This is a genomic window from Actinospineispora acaciae DSM 45401 (genome assembly GCF_000620785.1).
GTDB classification, from domain to species: Bacteria; Actinomycetota; Actinomycetes; order Mycobacteriales; family Pseudonocardiaceae; genus Pseudonocardia; species Pseudonocardia acaciae.
The window spans coordinates 864,895-882,459 of sequence record NZ_JIAI01000001.1; the positions used below are offsets into that span (position 1 = coordinate 864,895).

Genomic DNA, 17,565 nt, shown 5'->3' on the forward strand with positions numbered 1-17,565 from the left:
ATGCACCCCGTGGGAAACAAGATACTCTTCGAGAATGATCACGTTCGGGCGTGGCTGATCGACGTGGGGCCGGGCGACGAGCTCCCGATGCATCACCACCGCCTACCATATCTGCTGGTCAACCTCGCGGATGGTGACCTGAGCGTCGGCACGCCCGACGACGAGCCGCTGAGGCGATCCCTTCGCGCCGGAACCGTAGAATGGCACGACTCCGGAGAGGTCCACATGTTCGTCAACCAAGGCGCGGAGCACTACCAGAACATTCTGGTCGAGGTGAAGGCCGCGGACGATCCGGAGAGGCGGGCCTGACATTGAGTAACCTTGCGGACGAGACGCGGTGGATGGACGCCACAGAGCAGGCACTCCTCGTCCGATCGGGAAAGGTGTCGGCGGCGGAGCTGCTGGAAGCGGCGATCGAACGAATACGCGCGCTGAATCCGAGCATCAACGCGGTCACCATGGAATGGTTCGATCACGCCCGCTCGCTCGTCGCCGACGGCTCACCCGGCGGACCGTTCGGCGGTGTCCCCTTTCTGCTGAAGGACTTCATGGCCCCGTACGCGGGGCAGCCGATGTCGAATGGCAATGCGCGACTGAAAAGCCTGGCCGCCCTGTCCGAGGCCGACTCGACCCTGGTCGCCAGGTTCCGGGCGGCGGGGCTCGTCACCGCCGGTCGCACGAACTCGCCGGAGTTCGCCACCATGGCGACCACGGAGCCGGCGGCGTGGGGGCCCACCCGGAACCCGTGGAACCTCGACCGCTCGACGGGCGGCTCGAGCGGCGGCGCGACGGCCGCTGTCGCGGCGGGGCTGGTTCCCGTCGCGCACGCCTCCGACGGGTCGGGCTCGATCAGGATCCCGTCCGCGCTCTGCGGAGTGGTGGGCCTGAAACCCTCCCGGGGCAGGATCAGCGCCGGTCCCCTGGCCGACGAGTCGGGGCCCGCTGTCGCCCTCGGCGTCAGCCGGACGGTTCGGGACACGGCGGCGATGCTCGACGCCCTGAGCGGCCCCTCGGTCGGCGACCTCGTCGTCGCGCCGCCGCCTCAACGCCCCTACCGTCACGAGCTTGAAGCCGATCCGGCGCCGCTGCGCATCGGACTTCTCGACCGCACTCCCCAGGGCGATCCCGTGCACCCCGACTGCGCGGAAGCCGTCCACGCCACGGCACGCCTGCTCGACGAGCTCGGACATCACGTCGAGCAGGCCCACCCGGCCGCCCTCGAGCAGGACGCGGTCGGCGGCAGGAGCCCCATCGCCCTCGCCGCCACGGGTCCGCTGCTCGCGTCGTTCCGCCATCTCGAGGCAGCCCTGGGACGCGAGGTCACCGCCGCCGACGTCGAACCCTTCAGCTGGGCGATCTTCGAGCGGATCCGGGGCATCCCGGCCTACGACTACGCCGAGGCGATGGCGGCCGCCGCCCGCTATCGCCGAGAGGTACAGCGGTGGTGGGCAGACGGATACGACCTGCTACTCACGCCGACGACGGCCCAGCCGGCCCCGCCGATCGGCTCCTACGACGGCGACCTCGAACGCATCGCGTCCCTGGGAGCGAACTACATCGTCTTCACCCGGCCGTTCAACGTCACCGGCCAGCCCGCCATCAGCCTCCCGCTGAACTGGAGCCGTGACGGAATGCCGATCGGGGTGCAGCTCGTAGCCGCGTACGCCCGCGAGGACGTCCTCCTCTCCGTCTCCGCGCAGCTCGAACGCGCCCGGCCGTGGCATCAGCGAACCCCGCCGGCGTGAGGTCGGCGGTCTGCTGGCGCGCTCGCACGGCGACGAGACGATCCCCGGCCGCCGGTTCCTTGATCAGAACGGTGGTGGGGCGGGTGGGGGTCGTGGGGCGTGTGGGGGCATGATGGGTTGGCCTCGGGTGTGGTAGGTGTGTCCGAGTGGGCTGGTCCAGGTGAAGTGGCCTGGTCGTGGCTGGTGTAGTCGCCAGCCCAGTTTGTGTTTGTAGGGGTGGTGGCGGCCGCAGCCGGGGCCGAGGTTCCTTTGCGTGGTGGCGCCGCCGTGGGCGTGGTCGATGGTGTGGTCGAGGTCGCAGTGTCGGGCCGGGGCGCGGCAGCCGATGAAAGTGCAGGTGCGGTCGCGGACCTCGGTGTGCCGGGCCAACGCGGTGTGGGCGAAGCGGGCACTCGGGTTGTTGTCGAGGGCGGCGAGGAGCCGGTCGCGGTCGCGGTACTGGGCGGTGATCTCGGCGATCACCCCGGCCCAGCGCCCGGCCTCGACAGGGTGCGCGGCGAGGTGTTCGAGCAGGTCGGCGGGCACGTGGATTTCCACGATGCCACCGGCGCAGCGCCCGCCCGAACGGTTGGTGGGGCGGCGTCGGATCGCGCCGGCCAGGATGAGGTAGCCGTCGTTGTCGACGACCGCGAACCGCCACCGCGCCCCGTGGGTTTGGGCCGCGACCAGGTCCCGGGCGGTCGGGGCGAGTATCGGGCCGAGGCCGGGGATCTCGCCGGGGTAATCGTCGCGGCCGAGCAGGGTGCCCAGCCCGACGCGGATCTCCACCCCCGCCCGCGCTCCCGACGGCTTGTCCGGGGCGTGGGTGAGCATGTCGGCGATGATCTGGGCTCGGGTGTGGTGGTGGTAGCGGCCGTTGAGCAGCGCGCAGAACAGGTCGGCCTGGATCTGGGGCAGCCGCCCGGGATGCCCGGCGCGTTTGACGGCTTGGGCGAGGGCGCGGAGTCGTTCGGTGGCTGCGGCCGCTTCGTCGGGGGCGAGTCGGTGGGCGCTGATGGTGACGGTGCCGTCGCGGTCGAGGTAGGAGATCACCTCCCGCTCGCGCACCGCGCGGGCATAGCGGCGCCCGGCGTGGTCGGGGTCCACGGCGAGGATCGCGCGCAGCAACCGCGCCGCCAACTCCCCCGTCGTCAACGCAGGCGCGAGTGGGACCAGATGCGCGCTGATCGCCGCCACCTGCTCGCCCGACAGTCCGCAGTTCGCGTCGAGGTGGTCGGCGAACACCCACGCCTTGGCTCGGTCGATGCGCCCGGCCCACAACGCGGCGAACACCGCCGGCAGCCGCGACACCACGGTCTGGGCGAACGCCAACTCCCGATCCGCGGTCCGCCCGGTCCATGTCAAGGCGGCCGAGATCTCCCCCGACGCCCACTCATACGCCTCATCAGCGCGCGCCGGGCCCACCAGACCTGGGGTGGTGCGCGAGACCTCCACCAGGGTGGCCAGCATCCGGGCCTGCTCGTGGGCAAGCTGGCGGGCCTGCGCTTGGAGCACCTCGATCACCTGATCGTTGGGCACCGCACCCAACCGCACCTGGGCCAGGGCCGCGGCCAGCTCCGGGCCTGGCGGCAGCTCCGCCAACCCCGCACCCGACGCGACCTGAACCATGACTCGACCGTATGTTCGACCCCTGACAGTTTCCGAGTGGTCCAGTAGGCGGCTTTCGCAGGTTCACCCGATGGGACGAGCGCCAGGTGGTCACCCCAGGATGGCTGGGCACGGCGCTCGACGCCCGGCAACGCCTTCGGCGTCACCGGCCACTGAATATCGTCTGATCCCGAAAGAACCCCGGGTCCCGAAAACGATCAAACAGACAAACGCGACCAGACTCACCCGCCCAAGCCGATGAACGGTGATGTGGATGCGCGTTTACAGCGCCACGCAGACGTTCGTCGGTTCGGTGTAGAAGTGCAGCGAGTGCTCGCCGCCCTCCCGGCCGATGCCGGACAGGCCGACTCCGCCGAACGGGGAGCGCAGGTCGCGCAGGAACCATGTATTGACCCAGGACATGCCGACGCGCATCCGGCCGGCGACGCGGTGGCCGCGCTCCAGGTCGCGGGTCCAGACCGCGGCGGCCAGGCCGTAGCGGGTGTCGTTGGCCAGTCGGGTCGCCTCCTCCTCGGTGTCGAACGGGATGAGCGCGGCGACCGGGCCGAAGACCTCCTCGCGGGCCGCGCGGGCATCGTGGGGCAGTCCGGTCCAGAGGGTTGGCTCGATCCAGGCGCCCCGATCGAGGGAGCCGGCCAGCGAGGGCACGCCACCGCCGGTGACGGTGGTGGCGCCCTCCGACTCGGCCAGACGGTAGTACGAGAGGACTTTCTCGCGGTGGGCCAGCGAGATCAGCGGCCCGGTCGTGGTTGACGGGTCGTCGGGGCGGCCGGGCCGCAGGGCGCGGGCGCGGTCGGCAAGGCCGGCCACTACCTCGTCGAACACCGGGCGTTGCAGGTAGACCCGCTCGGTGCACAGGCATACCTGGCCGGTGTTGGTGAAGATCGATCGGGCCAGGCCGTCGACCGTGCGGGACAGGTCGGCGTCGGCGAATACGATCGCGGCGTTCTTGCCGCCCAGTTCGAAGGACACGGGGCGCACGTGTGGGGCCACCGCGCGCATGATCGCGGCTCCGGTGGCGGACTCGCCGGTGAAGGTGACGCCGTCCAGGTCGGGGTGGGTGGTGAGCCACTCGCCGGCGGAATCCGGGCCGAAGCCGTGGACCACGTTGACCACGCCGTCAGGGACGCCGGCTTCGGCGCAGATCTCGGCCAGCAGGGTGGCGGAGGACGGGGTCTCCTCGGAGGGTTTGATGACCACGGCGTTGCCGCCGGCCAGGGCGGGCGCGAGCTTCCAGGTGAGCAGGAGCAGGGGCAGGTTCCAGGGCACGATGATGCCTACGACGCCTAGCGGTTTGCGGAGCGCGTAGTTCAGGGCTCGGCGGCCGTCGGGGAGCTCGGTGAGGAAGGAGTCCAGGCCGCGGGCGGCGGTGACGTCGGCGAACGCCCGGAAGTTGGCCACCGCGCGGGCCACGTCGAGCTCGCGGGCCAGCGCCAACGGCTTGCCGGTGTCGGCCACCTCGGCGGCGAGCAGGTCGTCGAAGCGGGCCTCTACGCGATCCGCTATGCGGCGAAGTAGGGCCACTCGTTCCGGGACGCTCGTGTTGCCCCAGGCGCCGTCGACCGCCTTGCGGGCCGCCGCGACGGCCTGGTCGACCGTGTTCCGGTCGGCCTCGGCCACCTGGGCCACCAGTGAGCCGTCCACCGGGCTGATCTTGTCGAAGGTGTTGCCGGGCGGCAGGAACGCTCCGCCGACATAGTTTCGCAACGTCTTGGCCGCCACCGTGTCATCGTGGGGCGGGCGCACGAGGAAGGTCCAATGCCCTTTCGCGGCGGGTGCATGCTCGTGGGGTTATGGCGCCGCGGCGCGGTGCTCGGTGGGGGTTATGCCTCGGAGGCGTTTGAACGCGACGCTCAGCGCGAAGGTGTTCGCGTAGCCGACCTTGCGGGCTATCGAGCCGACCGTGGCGTCGGTGTCGCGCAGCAGGTCGGCCGCCATGGCGATGCGCCACGCGGTGAGGTACGCCATGGGCGGTTGGCCCACCCGCGCGGTGAAACGGCGGGCCAAGCCGGCGCGGGACACCCCGGACTTGGCGGCCAGGGTGGCGACCGTCCAGGGATGGGCGGGATCGTCGTGCAGCAGGCGCAGCGCGTGGCCGACCACCGGGTCGTCCATCGCCGTGTACCAGGCCGGCACGGGTGTGCCCGGACGGTCGAACCAGGCGCGCAGGGCGTTGATCAGCGTCAGGTCGAGGATGCGGTCCAGCACCACGCGCTGGCCCGGGCGGTCCTCGCCGAGCTCCGAAGCCACCCACTCCAGGATCGGCCAGTGACACTCCTGGTCGGGGATCACCAGGACCTCGGGCAGCGCGCCGAGAAGCCGTTCGCTGATCTCGCCCCGGCCCTCGTAGGCCCCGCTGAGCAGGACGGCCGAGCCGTTCGTGCCGACGCCGCAGGTGCGCCCGCCAAGATTGAACCAGGCCTCCTCGGTCCCGGGGCAGTAGTCGGTGTCGGTGACGACGTACCGGGGCGGGGTGGCCGGGTCGTCGGCGAGCGTGTAGGGGCCGGAGACGATGGCGATGTCTCCGGCTCGGATCGGGACCGGGTCGCCGCCGGCTGGCACCACCCAGGCGTGGCCGCGCAGCATCGTGGCCAGGCTCAGCGACGCGCCGCTGGCGAACCGCACCGACCACGGCGGGTTCATGATCGCCTGCCCGAACACGGCGCCCCGGGCCCGCACGCCGTCCAGCAGGTCAGCGAGTACGTCCACACCCCGACTGTAGACGTAGAAACATCGAATTGAGTCAAAGAGCCATGGAGCGTCTCAAGTGCCACGCCTTTACTGGGGCCATGACGAAAGATCCGATTCTGGTACTCGGCGGCACCGGCAAGACCGGCGGCCGGGTGGTGTCCCAGCTGCGGGCGCAGGGGGCGGAGGTCAGGGCGGTCAGCCGGCCGCGTTTCGACTGGACCGACGCCAGCACCTGGGACGACGTCCTGACGGGCGCGCGGGCGGTCTACCTGGTGCCGTTCGACGGCCGGTCGTTCACCGCGCCCTTCGTCGAGCGGGCGGTGGCGCTGGGCGTCGAGCGGGTGGTGCTGCTGTCCGGGCGCGGGGTGGACACTCCCGGATACGCCGACCCGGACAACCCGCTGGTGGCGACGCACGTCGACGGGGAGCGCGCGGTGCGCGGGAGCGGCATCGAATGGACGGTCCTGCGGCCGGGGTGGTTCGCGCAGAACTTCAGCGAGGGGTTCTTCCGCGACGCCGTGCTCGCCGGCGAGCTGCGGCTGCCGGCCGAGGACGGCGCGGTCAGCTTCGTCGACGCCGACGACATCGCCTCGGTGGCCGTCGCGGCGCTGACCGGGGACGGCCACGCCGGGCAGACCTACGAGCTGTCCGGCCCGCGCGCGCTCACGTTCGCACAGGCCGCCGCCGAGATCTCCGAGGCCACCGGCCGGCGGATCGGCTACGTCCCGCTGACCCGCGAGGCGTTCGTGGCCGAGCTGATCGCGCAGGGCCTCTCGGCGGGCGAGGCGCGCGACTCCGCCGATATCATCGAGCCGATTCGACGCGGCATGGACAGCCACCTCTCCGACGGTGTCCGGCGTGCGCTCGGCCGGGACCCTCGGGACTTCACCGAGTTCGCGAAGGCGGCGGCCGCCGCCGGGGCATGGGACGCCGCCGGCTGACGACCCGGAAGGTGCCGATGCCCACAAGGGTGGACCTCTACTTCGACCCGGTATGCCCGTTCGCCTGGATCGCCTCGCGGTGGATGTTGGAGGTCCAGGCCCAGCGCGAGATCGAGCTCCGGTTCCGGATCATGAGCCTGGCCGTGCTGAACGAGGGGCGGGAGGGCTATCCCCCGGAGCACACCAGGGGCGCGAAGAACGCCTGGCGACCGGTGCGGGTGTGCGCGGCGCTGGCCGACCGGCGCGGCGAGACGGCGATGCGCGACTTCTACACGGGCTTCGGCACCCGGCGCTACGTCCAGGGCGTCAGGGACCGCGATGTGGTGATCGCCGGCGCGCTGGAGGAGATCGGCGCGCCGGAGTTCGCCGCGTTCGCCGACACCCCCGAGTACGACGAGGCGATCCGTAAGAGCCATCACGAAGGCATGGCGCCGGTCGGCATGGAGGTCGGCACCCCGACGCTGCACGTCGACGGCGTCGCCTTCTTCGGCCCGGTGCTCAACTCCGTCCCGCGCGGCGAGGACGCGCTCCGGGTGTTCGACGGGGCCCGGCTGCTGGCCGGCTACCCGGACTTCTCCGAGCTCAAGCGCACCCGGTCCGGCGAGCTCGACTTCGGCTGAGGCCGAGCCGCCGGGCCGCGGCCGAGCGCCCGTTCCACGGCGGCGCCGACGGCGACGACCAGGATGTTCGGCACCAGGGCGACCAGGCCCACGTTGGCGTGCCCGACCGAGATGTTCGCGAACGTCAGCCAGGTGACGAGGACCTCGCCGACCACGATCCCGGCCAGCACCGGCCACTTCCCCACCAGCTGGCGGGACAGGAACGCCAGCCCGATCGCGGGGACGAACTGGTCCAGCCCGGAGTAGGTGAGCAGCAGCAGGTTCGCGAGCAGGTCCGGCCTGGTCAGCGCGAGCACCAGGGCCAGCCCGGTGACCACCACGACCGACGTCTGGTTGGTCAGGAACGCGGCGCGTTCGCCGCGAACCCGCACGATGTTGCGGGCGATCAGCGAGGACATGCCGACGATCAGGCCCGCCGCCGGCACCATCGCGGTGGCGGCGGTGGCCACCACGACCACCCCGACGAACCAGCCGGGAAACGCGCGGTTGGTCAGCGCCAGCAGCACCCCGTTGCTGTTGCCGGTCACGGCGGGGACCACCACCAGCCCGGTGAACCCGATCACCATCGGCAGCGCGAGCGAGATCGAGTACACCGGCAGGAACACGTAGTTGCGCCGCAGCGCCTTGGACGACCCCGCGGACAGCAGCGCGGGCCACTGGTGCGGCAGCGTCATGAACAGCACGCCGATCGTCGAGGCCAGCATGCTGGTGACGAACCAGGTCTGGTCGAACGGGCCGCCGTGGATCCGCAGCATGTCCGGATGGGTGGCCAGCACTCGCTCGAACGTCCCGCCGATGTCGCCGGTGAACGTCGCCGGGATCGCGATCAGCAGGACGATCAACACCACGATCATGATCACGTCCTTGAAGTAGGACGTGGTGGCCACGCCTCGGATCCCCGACCACAGCACGAACCCAACGGTCAGGCCGAACGCGATGATGATGCTCAGGTTCGCCGAGGTCGCGTTGCCGGTGGCCAGCTGCACCGCCAGCCCCAGGCCGGTGATCTGCAGCTGCAGGTACGGCAGCAGGAACACCACGCCGAACACCGCGACCACCGCGCCGAGCAGCCGCGAGTCGTAGAAGTCCGCGACGAAGTCGGCCTGGGTGAGGTGCCCGCGCGACCGGGAGCGACGCCAGATCACCGGCCCGAGGAAGTACAGGCCGATGTAGGCCAGCGGGATGTAGGGCAGCGCGTAGAACGACGCCACCCCGCCGGTGAACGCCAGCCCGGCCATGCCGAGGAAGGTGAACGTGGTGAACACCTCGCCGGCCTGCAGGAACCACATGGTGACCGCCCCGAACCGGCGGCCACCGACCGTCCACTCGGACAGGTTGACGACGCGCCGGCGCCCGACGAAGCCGAAGGCGGCGATCAGCAGGATCCCGACCAGGGTGACCGCGAGGGTGGCGCTCATGACGAACCCTCCTCGTCGTTGTCGTCCTGCGGCGTGAGGAACTCCACCGCGGCCAGCGCGGGCGTGATGGCCAGCACCCACACGACCGTCCAGAGCCCCACCGACGGCAGCCCCAGCCAGAGCGCCGACTGGTTGACGAACGGCAGGAAGACGGTGGTCACCAGCGCGACGATGATGACGAACAGCGGAATCAGGAACGGCCAGCGACGCCGGCGGCCGCCCTCGGTCGAGGTCATCGGGTGCTCACCTTCCCGCCCCGTTGGTGCCGGCATCAGCCGCGTCACGGCGCAGCGCGCGCACCGCCAGCTGGCTGTGCAGCAGCACCCCGTCGGCCAGTACGTCGTCGACGAAGACCGCCCGGGGGCTGTGGTTGTTCGGACCGTCCATGTCGTCGCCGGGGTGGGCGCCGAGGAAGAGGTAGCAGCCGGGCACCTCGGCGAGCACCCGGGAGAAGTCCTCCGACGCGGTGATCGGGTTGGGCAGCGGCGCGCTGCGCTCCTCGCCGAACACCTCGGCCACCACGTCCGCCGCGAACGCCGCGTGCCCGTCGTCGTTGACGGTCACCGGGTACTCGGCCGCGAACTCCACGTCGACGTCCAGCCCGTGCGCGGCCGCGATCCGCTCGCACAGCACGGGCGCCTCCTCGCGGATGCGGTCCTGGGCGGCCTCGGAGAACGACCGCACGGTGGCCTCGAACCGGGCGTCGTCGGGGATGATGTTGCGCTTGGTGCCGGCGTGGAAGCTGCCGACCGTGAGCACGACCGGATCGAACACGTCGAACCGGCGGGTCACCATCGTCTGCAGCGCGGTCACCATCTCCGCCGCCCCGGTCACCGGGTCGTGGGCCAGGTGCGGCGCGGAACCGTGCCCGCCCTTGCCCCGGACGGTGACGCGCAGGGCGTCGCTGGCGGCCATCAGCGTCCCGCCGCGGGTGGTGAATGTGCCCCTCGGCACCCGGGCGGCCACCACGTGCATGCCGTACGCCGAGGCCACCCGCTGGCCGGACGCCTCCAGGATGCCCTCGGTGATCATGTGCCCGGCGCCGTCCCAGCCCTCCTCCCCCGGCTGGAACATGAACACCACGTCGCCGGGCAGCTCGTCGCGGTGCGCCGCGAGCACCCGCGCCGCTCCGACCAGCATCGCGGTGTGCAGGTCGTGGCCGCAGGCGTGCATCGCGCCGTCCACGGTGCTGGCGTAGTCCACCCCGGTGGCCTCGGTGACCGGCAGCGCGTCCATGTCCCCGCGCAGCAGCACCGCCGGCCCCGACCCGCCGCCACCGCCGCGCAGCACCGCGGTGACCGAGCTGAGCGCCGAGCCGGTGCTCAGCTCCAGCCCCAGGCCGTCCAGCTCCTCCAGCACCGCCCGCTGGGTCACCGGCAGGTCCAGGCCGATCTCGGGATGTCGGTGCAGCCGATGTCGCAGCGTCACCAGCTCCGGCGCGAGGGCCGTCGCGTCGTCGCGGAGCCTGTCATCGAGGGACATCACGCCTCCCCATGGCCGTATCTTGCGCAGGACCGTTCGCCACCGCCGCCGGGCGGGTGACAGATTGTGCAGAATCCGTCATTCTCTGCTCGGTGACGACAGATTGCGTCGCGTTGACCGAAACCGACCTGTCCTTGGTCGAAGCCTTGCAGGTCAGCCCCCGGGCGTCCTGGTCCTCGGTGGGCACCGCGATCGGCATCAGCCCGGTGACCGCGGCGAGGCGCTGGGCCCGGCTGGAGGATGCCGGCATCGCCTGGGTCACCGGGCCGCCCGGGGTGGCCGTGTGGAACGCCCAGTGCGTGGCCTACGTGGAGATCACCTGCACGCCGGGGCGGCGGCTCGCGGTCGCCGAGCTGATCGCGTCGGACCGGCATGCGCTCAGCGTCGAGCTGACCGCGGGCGGCGCGGACCTGTTCGTCACGGTGGCCGCCGCCGACCTGGCCGCCCTGTCGCGCTACCTGCTCGGGCGGCTGGACATGATCCCGGGCATCACCGGGCTGCGGACCCGCATCGCGACCCGGATCTACCGGGACGGCTCCGGCTGGCGGCTCGGCGCGCTGCCCCGCCAGGCCGCCAGCGACCTGCGGTCCAGGTCCCGGCTGGAGGAACCCAACGGGGCGAGCGTGTCCACGCCACTGCCGCCGGCGGACCGGGCCATCCTGGTGCGCCTCGGCCTGGACGGGCGCTCGTCCTACCGGGCGCTCGCCGCCGCCGCCGAGATCAGCGAGGCCACCGCCCGCCGCCGCACCGCCCGGCTGCTGCGGACCGGGATGGTGCTGCTGCGCGCGGAGGTCGCCGGGCTGCTGGCCGGGTGGCCGGTGCTGGTCAACCTGTCCGTGGACGTCCCCACCGGCCGGCTGGAGGAGGCCGCGCGGATGGCCAGCCAACTGCGCGAGGTTCGGCTCTGCGCCACCCTGGCCGGGACGCCGCCGCTGGTCGTGGCCGCCTGGCTGCGCGACCCGGAGGAGATCCACCGCTTCGAGCTGTCGCTGGCCAAGGCGCTGCCCGGGCTCACCATCGTGGACAGGTGCGTCACGCTGCGCCCGCTCAAGCGGATGGGGCGGCTGCTCGACGAGGCCGGTCGCGCGGTCGCCGCCGTGCCGATGGACGTGTGGGCGGACCCGCTGCGTGAGCCCTGAGGTGGTCATTGAGGTACGGCCTGGACGGCGGCGGGCTGGTCCCCGACCCAGCGCCGCCGCATCGGCCTGAGCACGAAGTAGGCGAGCAGCGCGGCGGTCAGGTCCAGCGCGGCGACGATGAAGAACACCGGGCTCCAGCTTCCGGTGACGGACACGAGGTAGGCGGCCGCCGGCCCGCCGAGGACCGCACCGACGCCCTGGGCGACGTACAGGAAGCCGTAGTTCGTGGTCGCGTGCTCCGGGCCGTAGATGTCGGTCAGCGTCGCCGGGAACAGCGAGAAGATCTCTCCCCAGCCGAAGAACACCACGCCGGTGAGCAGGACGAACAGCACCGGGTCGTTGCGGAACGCGAGCACGGAGAGCACGGCGAGGCCCTCCAGCGAGAACGCGATGAGCATGGTGTGCTCGCGCCCGATCCGGTCGGAGACCCACCCGAAGAACGGCCGGGTGAGGCCGTTGGTGATCCGCGACAGGCTCAGCGACAGCGCGACCGCCCCGACCCCGAGCACCTGGTAGTTGTCCACCCCGAAGTCCTTGGCGAACAGCTCCACCTGCGCCGCCACCATCAGCCCGCCGGTGGACATCATGGCCATCATCACCAGCAGCAGCCAGTACGGACGGGTGCGCAGCATCTGCCGGGCGGAATAGCTGCGCCGCGACTGGCGCCCGTCCGCCACCGCCGCCGTGTCGAAGCCCAGCTCCTTCGGCGGCCGCCGAAGGCCCTGCGCCACGGCCAGCCCGACCAGCCCCTGGGCGATCCCGAAGCCGACCAGCGCCTGCCGGTAGTCCCCGGCGTGCACCATGGCCGCGATCGGGATCGTGGTCAGGAACGCGCCGGCCCCGTACCCCGCCGCGACCAGCCCGACGGCGAGCCCGCGCCGGTCCGGGAACCAGCCGACCATCAGGCCGACCACCCCGACGTAGACGATGCCGGTGCCGATCCCACCGAGCAGCCCGTAGGTCAGGTACAGCCCGAGCAGCGAGCCGACCGGGGCGGCCAGCAGCCAGCTCGCGCCGACCAGGATCGCCCCGAGGGAGAGCAACAGCCGGGGGCCGAACCTGTCCACCAGGAACGCCTGGATCGGAGAGAACCACGTCTGCAACACGATCAGCAGCGAGAACGTGACCTGTACCGCGGCCACACTGGCGCCGGTGACGCCCCGCAGCGACGGCACGAACAGCGTCCAGGTGTACTGCGGGCTGGAGATCACGACCATCGCTGCCACGCCGAGCCCGAGCTGGACCCATCGCGTCCCGCCTGATACCTCCGCCATGGCCACCCTCCTTGGTGTGGGCCACTACCAACCCAGTGCGCTGCCCTCCCCGCGCGGATCCGCGCCGCCCATGAGCAGGCCCCGTTCCGGGTCGACCTGGATCGCCTGGGCGTGGCCCATCACCTCGTCGAAGTCCGCCACCACCCGCACGGTGTGCCCACGCCGGCGCAGCCCGGTGGCGACCTCGGGACCGAAGCGATCTTCGATGCGCAGCTCGCGGGTCTGCTCGCCCCAGGTGCGGCCGTAGAGCCAGCGCGGCGCGTCGATGGCGCGCTGCACGTCGTGGCCGAAGTCCACCACCCGCGTCACCACGGCGGTGGACGTCTGCGGCTGGCCCTCGCCGCCCATGGTCCCGTAGACCATGCGCAGCTCCCCGTCGCGCAGCATCATCCCGGGCATCAGCGTGTGGGCGGTGCGCTTGCCCGGTTCGAGGCGGTTCACGTCGCCGGGGTCGAGGGAGAAGAACGAGCCCCGGTTCTGCAGCACCACCCCGGTGTCGCCGCCGACGAACGCCGACCCGCACTCGTGGTAGAGGCTCTGGATGACGGCGGCCGCGTTTCCGGCGCCGTCCACGACCACGCTGCAGGTGGTGTCCCCGCCGGCGGCCGCGGCCGGGGGCGCGGCGGGCACCGGGCCGGCCGCGATCTGGGCGCGCAGCTCGGCGGCGTAGTCCTTGGAGAGCAGGTGGTGCAGCGGCGCGGGTCCGAACCCGGGGTCGGTGAGGTAGCGGTCCCGGTCGGCGAACACGAGCTTGGTCGCCTCGGTCACGGTGTGCACGTACTCGGCGTCGCCCATGGCCGCCACGTCGAGGCCCTCCAGGACGTTCAGCAGCATCAGGTGCGCGAAGCCCTGGGAGTTCGGCGGGTGCTGGTAGCAGTCGAACCCCCGGTAACCGGTCGACAGCGGCTCGGTCCACTCCGAGCGGTGCGCCGCGAAGTCGGCCATGGTGAGCAGGCCGCCGGCGCGCCGCAGCGTCCCGGTGATCTCCTCGGCGACCGCGCCGGTGTAGAAGCCGTTGCGGCCCGACACCGCGATCTCGTGCAGCGTGGCGGCCAGCCGCGGCAGCAGCACCGGCCGGCCCACCGTCGGCTCCGCCCCGTCGAGCACCTCCCAGCCCGGCGCGTGCTCCGCCAGCACGTCCGCGACCGCGCGCAGGCACTCGGCCTGGCCGGCGCACATGGGATAGCCGTCGCGGGCGTAGCCGATCGCCGGCTCCAGCACCTTGGTGAGCGGCAACGAGCCGAACCGCTCGTGCGCGGCGCACCAGCTGTCCACGGCTCCCGGCACCGTCACCGCCGCCAGCGGCCCGCGCGTCGGGATGGCCCGGTGACCACGCGACAGGAAGTACTCGGCGCTCGCCTCGCCCGCCGCCCGCCCGCTGCCGTTGAGTGCGTGCACCTGACCGGTCGCGGCCTCGTAAACCAGCCAGAACGCGTCCCCGCCCACCCCCGTCATGTGCGGGTACACCACGCCGAGCGTGGCGTTGACCGCCACCGCCGCGTCGACCGCGCTGCCGCCGTCCTGCAGTATCCGCAGCCCGACGCCGGAGGCGAGGTAGTGCGGTGTCGCCACCATGCCCCGCCGCGCCAGTGCGACCGGTCGCGTCGTGCGCGCCATGCGCCCCCTTCCGATCGGTCGGACCACTGATCCACGCCGTCTACGGAATACTGGATACTGTGGCCCTGCTCACCCAGATGGGGCGACGGCCAAACGGGTGGTTCAGTGGTCTGACCGGTGACCACGCGCCGTTAGCATGGGCGGATGGGGCCGCGAGGACGCGATGAGCTGGACATTCGCCCGGTCGCGCGCACCCGCGCCCATGAGGAGGTGGTCCGCCAGCTCCAGGACCTCATGCGGCGCGGTGACCTGCGGCCCGGCGACAGGCTGCCCTCCGAGCGAGAGCTGTCGGCGCGGTTCGCGGTGAGCAGGGCGACCATCCGGCAGGCGCTGGAGGCGCTCGACCACAACGGGTTGATCGACCGCCGGGTCGGCGAGGGGACGTTCGCCGCCGACTCCTCGGCGGCCTCGGTCACCTCGCTGGTCACCGCGCTGCGCCTGGCCCAGGGCTCGCTGACCGACCAGCTGGAGCTGCGCCAGCTGGTGGAACCGCAGGTCGCCCGGCTGGCCGCGCTGCGCGCCGACGCCGACGACGTCGAGGCCCTGCGGCGGCTGGTGGACCGCCAGGAGGCCAGCACGGCGCGCGGGGTCCCGTTCGTGGACGACGACAGCGCCTTCCACCTCGCGATCGCGCGCGCCGCCTCCAACGACCTGCTGACCAAGATGGTCGAGGGCATCCACGAGCTGCTCAGGGCCAGCCGGGAGCGGTCGCTGCACGCACCGGGCGGCATGCGGCGCTCCCTGGACGGGCACCACCGGATCCTGGACGCGATCGCCCGCCGCGACGACGAGGGCGCCTACGAGGCCATGCACGCCCACCTGCTGGACGTGCAGCGGCTCATCCTGGAGTCGACCGAGCCGCCGTGATCAGCGGTGGTTGCACAGCTCCAGCGGGCCGCCGTCCGGGGTCGTGCACGGCACGTAGCCGGCGCCGCCGAGCCGCACCCGGGCGCTGTCGTTCTTCCGCACGTACTCGACGAAGCTGGCCAGCAGCGTGTCCGGGACCGGCGGGTGCTTGGTGTAGAGATATTCCACCGTCCAGAACGGGTAGCCGCTCTCGATGACTGTGCTGGTGTCGAACGCCTTGTTGTCGATGGTCAGCGCCCTGACCGCGTTCTGCCTGCGGGCCTCGGCGATCGAGGGCGCGTCCGTGTAGCCGATCGCGCCGGGCGTCTGGCTGATCTTCGCGATGACCTCGGAGTTCGCGTTGCGCTCGCACCTGACCACGGCCGCCCTCGGGTCGCGGTCGTTGGTCAGGCACTCGTTGGAGGTCAGCGCGGGCTCCGCGCCGTGCAGCACCCGCTGCTCGAACAGCTCCCTGGTCCCGGACTCCTGGCCGCGCCCGACGATCCGGATGGGCAGCTCCGGCCCGCCGCGCAGCTGGCTCCAGTCCCGGTACGTGCCGTTGTAGATGCCCTGCAACTGGGCGGTGCTCAGGCCGTCCACGCCGGCCGAGGCGTTGACCACCACGTGGTAGGGGACGATCGCCACCTGCTCGGAGTGGAGTACCACCGGCGCGGTGTCCTGCTTCCCGTCGGACAGGGCGGCGAACTCGTTCGACGTGCCGTCCTCCTGGCCGGCCAAAGCCCGCACGCCGTCGATGCTGCCGGTCGCCTGGGTGGTGATCTCGGCGTCCGGGCAGCCGCGCCGGTACTGCTCGGCGAGCTGCGCCATGGTCGGCATGAACACGCTGGAGCCCTCGATCCGCAACCGACCGGCCACGCACCCGACGTCCGGGCCGCCCGGCGGGGACACGATCACTGCGCCGACCACCAGCAGCAGGGTCAGCGCCACCGCGAGCGCCCCCGTCACCCGGGGCAGGGTGATCTTGCGCTCGATCCTGCCGTCCCGGATCAGCCCGTCCCGGATCCGCCCGCCCGGGGTGATCTGCTTGATGAGCCCGCCGCGGTGGTCGGGCGGGTCGACGAGCACCACCACGAGCTTGAACCGCTGCCGGCGGCCGAGGGTGAGGTTGCGCAGCCGGACCCCGTGCCAGTCGGGCCCCGGCTCCTCGCCCCGGAACCGGGTGGGCAACAGCTCGCGCAGCGTGCGCAGGCTGCCGCCGCCGGGCGAGGGCTCCCTGGGCCCGGTGTCTGAGGTGAAGAACTCCAGGCCGTCCCGGATGCGCCGGCGAAGGTCCTCGTTGGTGGCGTCGGATATGCGTGCGTTCCAGATGGTCCGCCGGCCGAACGTGAACGACAGCGGGTGGAGGAAGTCCTCGCGGGTGACCTCGTGGCTGCCTGTGTTGCGGATGCGGATGACCACGACGCTCATCCGGTCCAACAGCTCCGCGAGCTGACCGAACCGCGGCGAGTGGGGCCGCGCCGGGTCGTCGGCGGCGTGCGGGTCGTCCGGCACGACACCGATCTTGGAGTTGTACAGCACCCGGTACGTGATGCGGTTTCGCCTGATCAGAAGCCTGTCGACGAACGGGGCGGCGAGCAGTCCGACGATCGCAAGCACGATGTTGTTCGCGCCGAGGAACGTCACGATCGACTGCGCGGCGTCGAGTACGACCACGGCCGGATTGTCTCCACGCGCCGGCGCGCGCACGGCCGAACCGGTTGACCGTTCACCCAACGGTCATCGGTCGGACACGTGGGCTCAGGTGCCCGCGACCACCGCCGCCGTGCACTCGATCTCGACCAGCACGCCCGCGCGGGGAGGGGCGGCGTGCACGGTGGTGCGGGCCGGGAAGCTCGGGCAGTCGGCGAAGAACGCCCGATACTCCTTGTTGAACTCCGGGAAGTTCTCGATGTCCCGCAGGTAGCAGTTGCACTTGATGATCGAGTCCTTGCCGCCGCCGGCCGCCTCGACCACCGCGAGCAGGTTGGCCAGGGTCTGGCGGACCTGCGCGGCGAACTCCTCGGAGACGATCGTGTGCGTCCGAGGGTCGAGCGGGCCGGTGCCCGAGCAGTAGATGACGCCGCCGTGCACGACGGCCTGCGACAGCGGTGCCTTGGTGCCCGTGGAGAACCCCACCACGGGGGCGGCGGTGGTCCTCACCGCGCGGTTCGGCATGGTGACCTC

Annotated in this window: 16 protein-coding genes; 6 read left to right on the forward strand and 10 right to left on the reverse strand. The window is 71.9% G+C overall.

Annotated elements, in window-relative coordinates; translation table 11 throughout:
* The first annotated feature begins 9 nt into the window (after positions 1-9).
* Positions 10-309 (forward strand): cupin domain-containing protein, encoded by a 300-nt coding sequence (locus tag N912_RS59920; RefSeq protein ID WP_051579594.1) that lies wholly within the window; start codon positions 10-12, stop codon positions 307-309.
* A 32-nt stretch (positions 310-341) separates the two neighbouring features.
* Complete coding sequence (locus tag N912_RS0104250; RefSeq protein WP_211261121.1) at positions 342-1,745, forward strand: amidase; 1,404 nt, start codon at positions 342-344, stop codon at positions 1,743-1,745.
* A 63-nt stretch (positions 1,746-1,808) separates the two neighbouring features.
* Here N912_RS0104250 and N912_RS0104255 read toward each other — a convergent pair whose 3' ends face one another.
* The 3 genes from N912_RS0104255 to N912_RS0104265 all read right to left on the reverse strand — a co-directional run bounded on the left by N912_RS0104255 (position 1,809) and on the right by N912_RS0104265 (position 6,062).
* Positions 1,809-3,353 carry an HNH endonuclease signature motif containing protein gene (locus N912_RS0104255; RefSeq protein ID WP_028921459.1) on the reverse strand — a complete coding sequence of 515 codons (1,545 nt, stop codon included), beginning with the start codon at positions 3,351-3,353 and terminating at the stop codon, positions 1,809-1,811.
* Between the two features lie 261 nt (positions 3,354-3,614).
* Positions 3,615-5,075: a 2-hydroxymuconic semialdehyde dehydrogenase gene (locus tag N912_RS0104260; RefSeq protein WP_028921460.1), complete on the reverse strand. Its 1,461-nt coding sequence runs from the start codon at positions 5,073-5,075 to the stop codon at positions 3,615-3,617.
* Positions 5,076-5,144: 69 nt separating this feature from the next.
* On the reverse strand, positions 5,145-6,062 hold the full coding sequence (locus N912_RS0104265; protein WP_028921461.1) for an AraC family transcriptional regulator: 918 nt from the start codon (positions 6,060-6,062) through the stop codon (positions 5,145-5,147).
* Between the two features lie 80 nt (positions 6,063-6,142).
* Between N912_RS0104265 and N912_RS0104270 the strand changes: the two genes are divergently transcribed.
* Together N912_RS0104270 and N912_RS0104275 are read left to right on the forward strand one after the other, a co-directional pair.
* The gene (locus tag N912_RS0104270; RefSeq protein ID WP_028921462.1) at positions 6,143-6,985 is read left to right on the forward strand and encodes an NAD(P)H-binding protein; all 843 of its coding nucleotides are present in this window, start codon (positions 6,143-6,145) and stop codon (positions 6,983-6,985) included.
* Between the two features lie 17 nt (positions 6,986-7,002).
* Entirely contained in the window at positions 7,003-7,605 is a 603-nt protein-coding gene (locus N912_RS0104275; RefSeq protein WP_037063458.1) for a mycothiol-dependent nitroreductase Rv2466c family protein, read from the forward strand.
* Here N912_RS0104275 and N912_RS0104280 read toward each other — a convergent pair.
* From N912_RS0104280 to N912_RS0104290, 3 genes are read right to left on the reverse strand one after another with little or no spacing between them, the layout of a single operon-like run.
* Positions 7,548-9,023, reverse strand: coding sequence for a sodium:solute symporter family protein (locus N912_RS0104280; protein WP_028921464.1), 1,476 nt, complete (start codon positions 9,021-9,023; stop codon positions 7,548-7,550). The two genes, N912_RS0104275 and N912_RS0104280, sit on opposite strands and share 58 nt — an antisense overlap.
* On the reverse strand, positions 9,020-9,259 hold the full coding sequence (locus N912_RS0104285; protein WP_028921465.1) for a hypothetical protein: 240 nt from the start codon (positions 9,257-9,259) through the stop codon (positions 9,020-9,022). The genes N912_RS0104280 and N912_RS0104285 overlap by 4 nt, the downstream gene beginning before the upstream one ends.
* 7 nt (positions 9,260-9,266) lie before the next feature.
* A complete protein-coding gene (locus tag N912_RS0104290; RefSeq protein ID WP_037062776.1) occupies positions 9,267-10,505 on the reverse strand; it encodes a M20 metallopeptidase family protein in 1,239 nt (412 codons plus the stop codon).
* Positions 10,506-10,618: 113 nt separating this feature from the next.
* Between N912_RS0104290 and N912_RS0104295 the strand changes: the two genes are divergently transcribed.
* The gene (locus N912_RS0104295; protein WP_051579596.1) at positions 10,619-11,644 is read left to right on the forward strand and encodes an Lrp/AsnC family transcriptional regulator; all 1,026 of its coding nucleotides are present in this window, start codon (positions 10,619-10,621) and stop codon (positions 11,642-11,644) included.
* Between the two features lie 5 nt (positions 11,645-11,649).
* On the opposite strand, the gene oxlT is transcribed toward N912_RS0104295, so the two are convergent.
* Together oxlT and ggt are read right to left on the reverse strand one after the other, a co-directional pair.
* The gene (gene oxlT / locus N912_RS0104300; RefSeq protein ID WP_028921468.1) at positions 11,650-12,918 is read right to left on the reverse strand and encodes an oxalate/formate MFS antiporter; all 1,269 of its coding nucleotides are present in this window, start codon (positions 12,916-12,918) and stop codon (positions 11,650-11,652) included.
* Positions 12,919-12,942: 24 nt separating this feature from the next.
* Positions 12,943-14,535 carry a gamma-glutamyltransferase gene (gene ggt / locus N912_RS0104305; RefSeq protein WP_037062779.1) on the reverse strand — a complete coding sequence of 531 codons (1,593 nt, stop codon included), beginning with the start codon at positions 14,533-14,535 and terminating at the stop codon, positions 12,943-12,945.
* 144 nt (positions 14,536-14,679) lie between these two features.
* On the opposite strand from ggt, the gene N912_RS49375 reads away from it, so the two are divergent.
* Complete coding sequence (locus N912_RS49375; protein ID WP_037062782.1) at positions 14,680-15,402, forward strand: FadR/GntR family transcriptional regulator; 723 nt, start codon at positions 14,680-14,682, stop codon at positions 15,400-15,402.
* On the opposite strand, the gene N912_RS0104315 is transcribed toward N912_RS49375, so the two are convergent.
* Together N912_RS0104315 and N912_RS0104320 are read right to left on the reverse strand one after the other, a co-directional pair.
* Positions 15,403-17,055, reverse strand: a complete 1,653-nt coding sequence (locus tag N912_RS0104315) for a PstS family phosphate ABC transporter substrate-binding protein (RefSeq protein ID WP_028921470.1) — start codon at positions 17,053-17,055, stop codon at positions 15,403-15,405. It lies immediately after the preceding gene.
* A gap of 84 nt (positions 17,056-17,139) precedes the next feature.
* Positions 17,140-17,556 carry a RidA family protein gene (locus N912_RS0104320; protein WP_037062784.1) on the reverse strand — a complete coding sequence of 139 codons (417 nt, stop codon included), beginning with the start codon at positions 17,554-17,556 and terminating at the stop codon, positions 17,140-17,142.
* Between the last annotated feature and the right edge of the window lie 9 nt (positions 17,557-17,565).

Bases quoted from the DNA above. Each gene is read 5' to 3' on its own strand.
- N912_RS0104280 (WP_028921464.1), bottom strand. From the start codon at position 9,023: ATGAGCGCCACCCTCGCGGTCACCCTGGTCGGGATCCTGCTGATCGCC.
- N912_RS49375 (WP_037062782.1), top strand. From the start codon at position 14,680: ATGGGGCCGCGAGGACGCGATGAGCTGGACATTCGCCCGGTCGCGCGC.
- N912_RS0104275 (WP_037063458.1), top strand. From the start codon at position 7,003: ATGCCCACAAGGGTGGACCTCTACTTCGACCCGGTATGCCCGTTCGCC.
- ggt (WP_037062779.1), bottom strand. From the start codon at position 14,535: ATGGCGCGCACGACGCGACCGGTCGCACTGGCGCGGCGGGGCATGGTG.
- N912_RS0104320 (WP_037062784.1), bottom strand. From the start codon at position 17,556: ATGCCGAACCGCGCGGTGAGGACCACCGCCGCCCCCGTGGTGGGGTTC.
- N912_RS0104290 (WP_037062776.1), bottom strand. From the start codon at position 10,505: ATGTCCCTCGATGACAGGCTCCGCGACGACGCGACGGCCCTCGCGCCG.
- N912_RS0104250 (WP_211261121.1), top strand. From the start codon at position 342: ATGGACGCCACAGAGCAGGCACTCCTCGTCCGATCGGGAAAGGTGTCG.
- N912_RS0104270 (WP_028921462.1), top strand. From the start codon at position 6,143: ATGACGAAAGATCCGATTCTGGTACTCGGCGGCACCGGCAAGACCGGC.
- N912_RS0104255 (WP_028921459.1), bottom strand. From the start codon at position 3,353: ATGGTTCAGGTCGCGTCGGGTGCGGGGTTGGCGGAGCTGCCGCCAGGC.
- N912_RS0104285 (WP_028921465.1), bottom strand. From the start codon at position 9,259: ATGACCTCGACCGAGGGCGGCCGCCGGCGTCGCTGGCCGTTCCTGATT.
- oxlT (WP_028921468.1), bottom strand. From the start codon at position 12,918: ATGGCGGAGGTATCAGGCGGGACGCGATGGGTCCAGCTCGGGCTCGGC.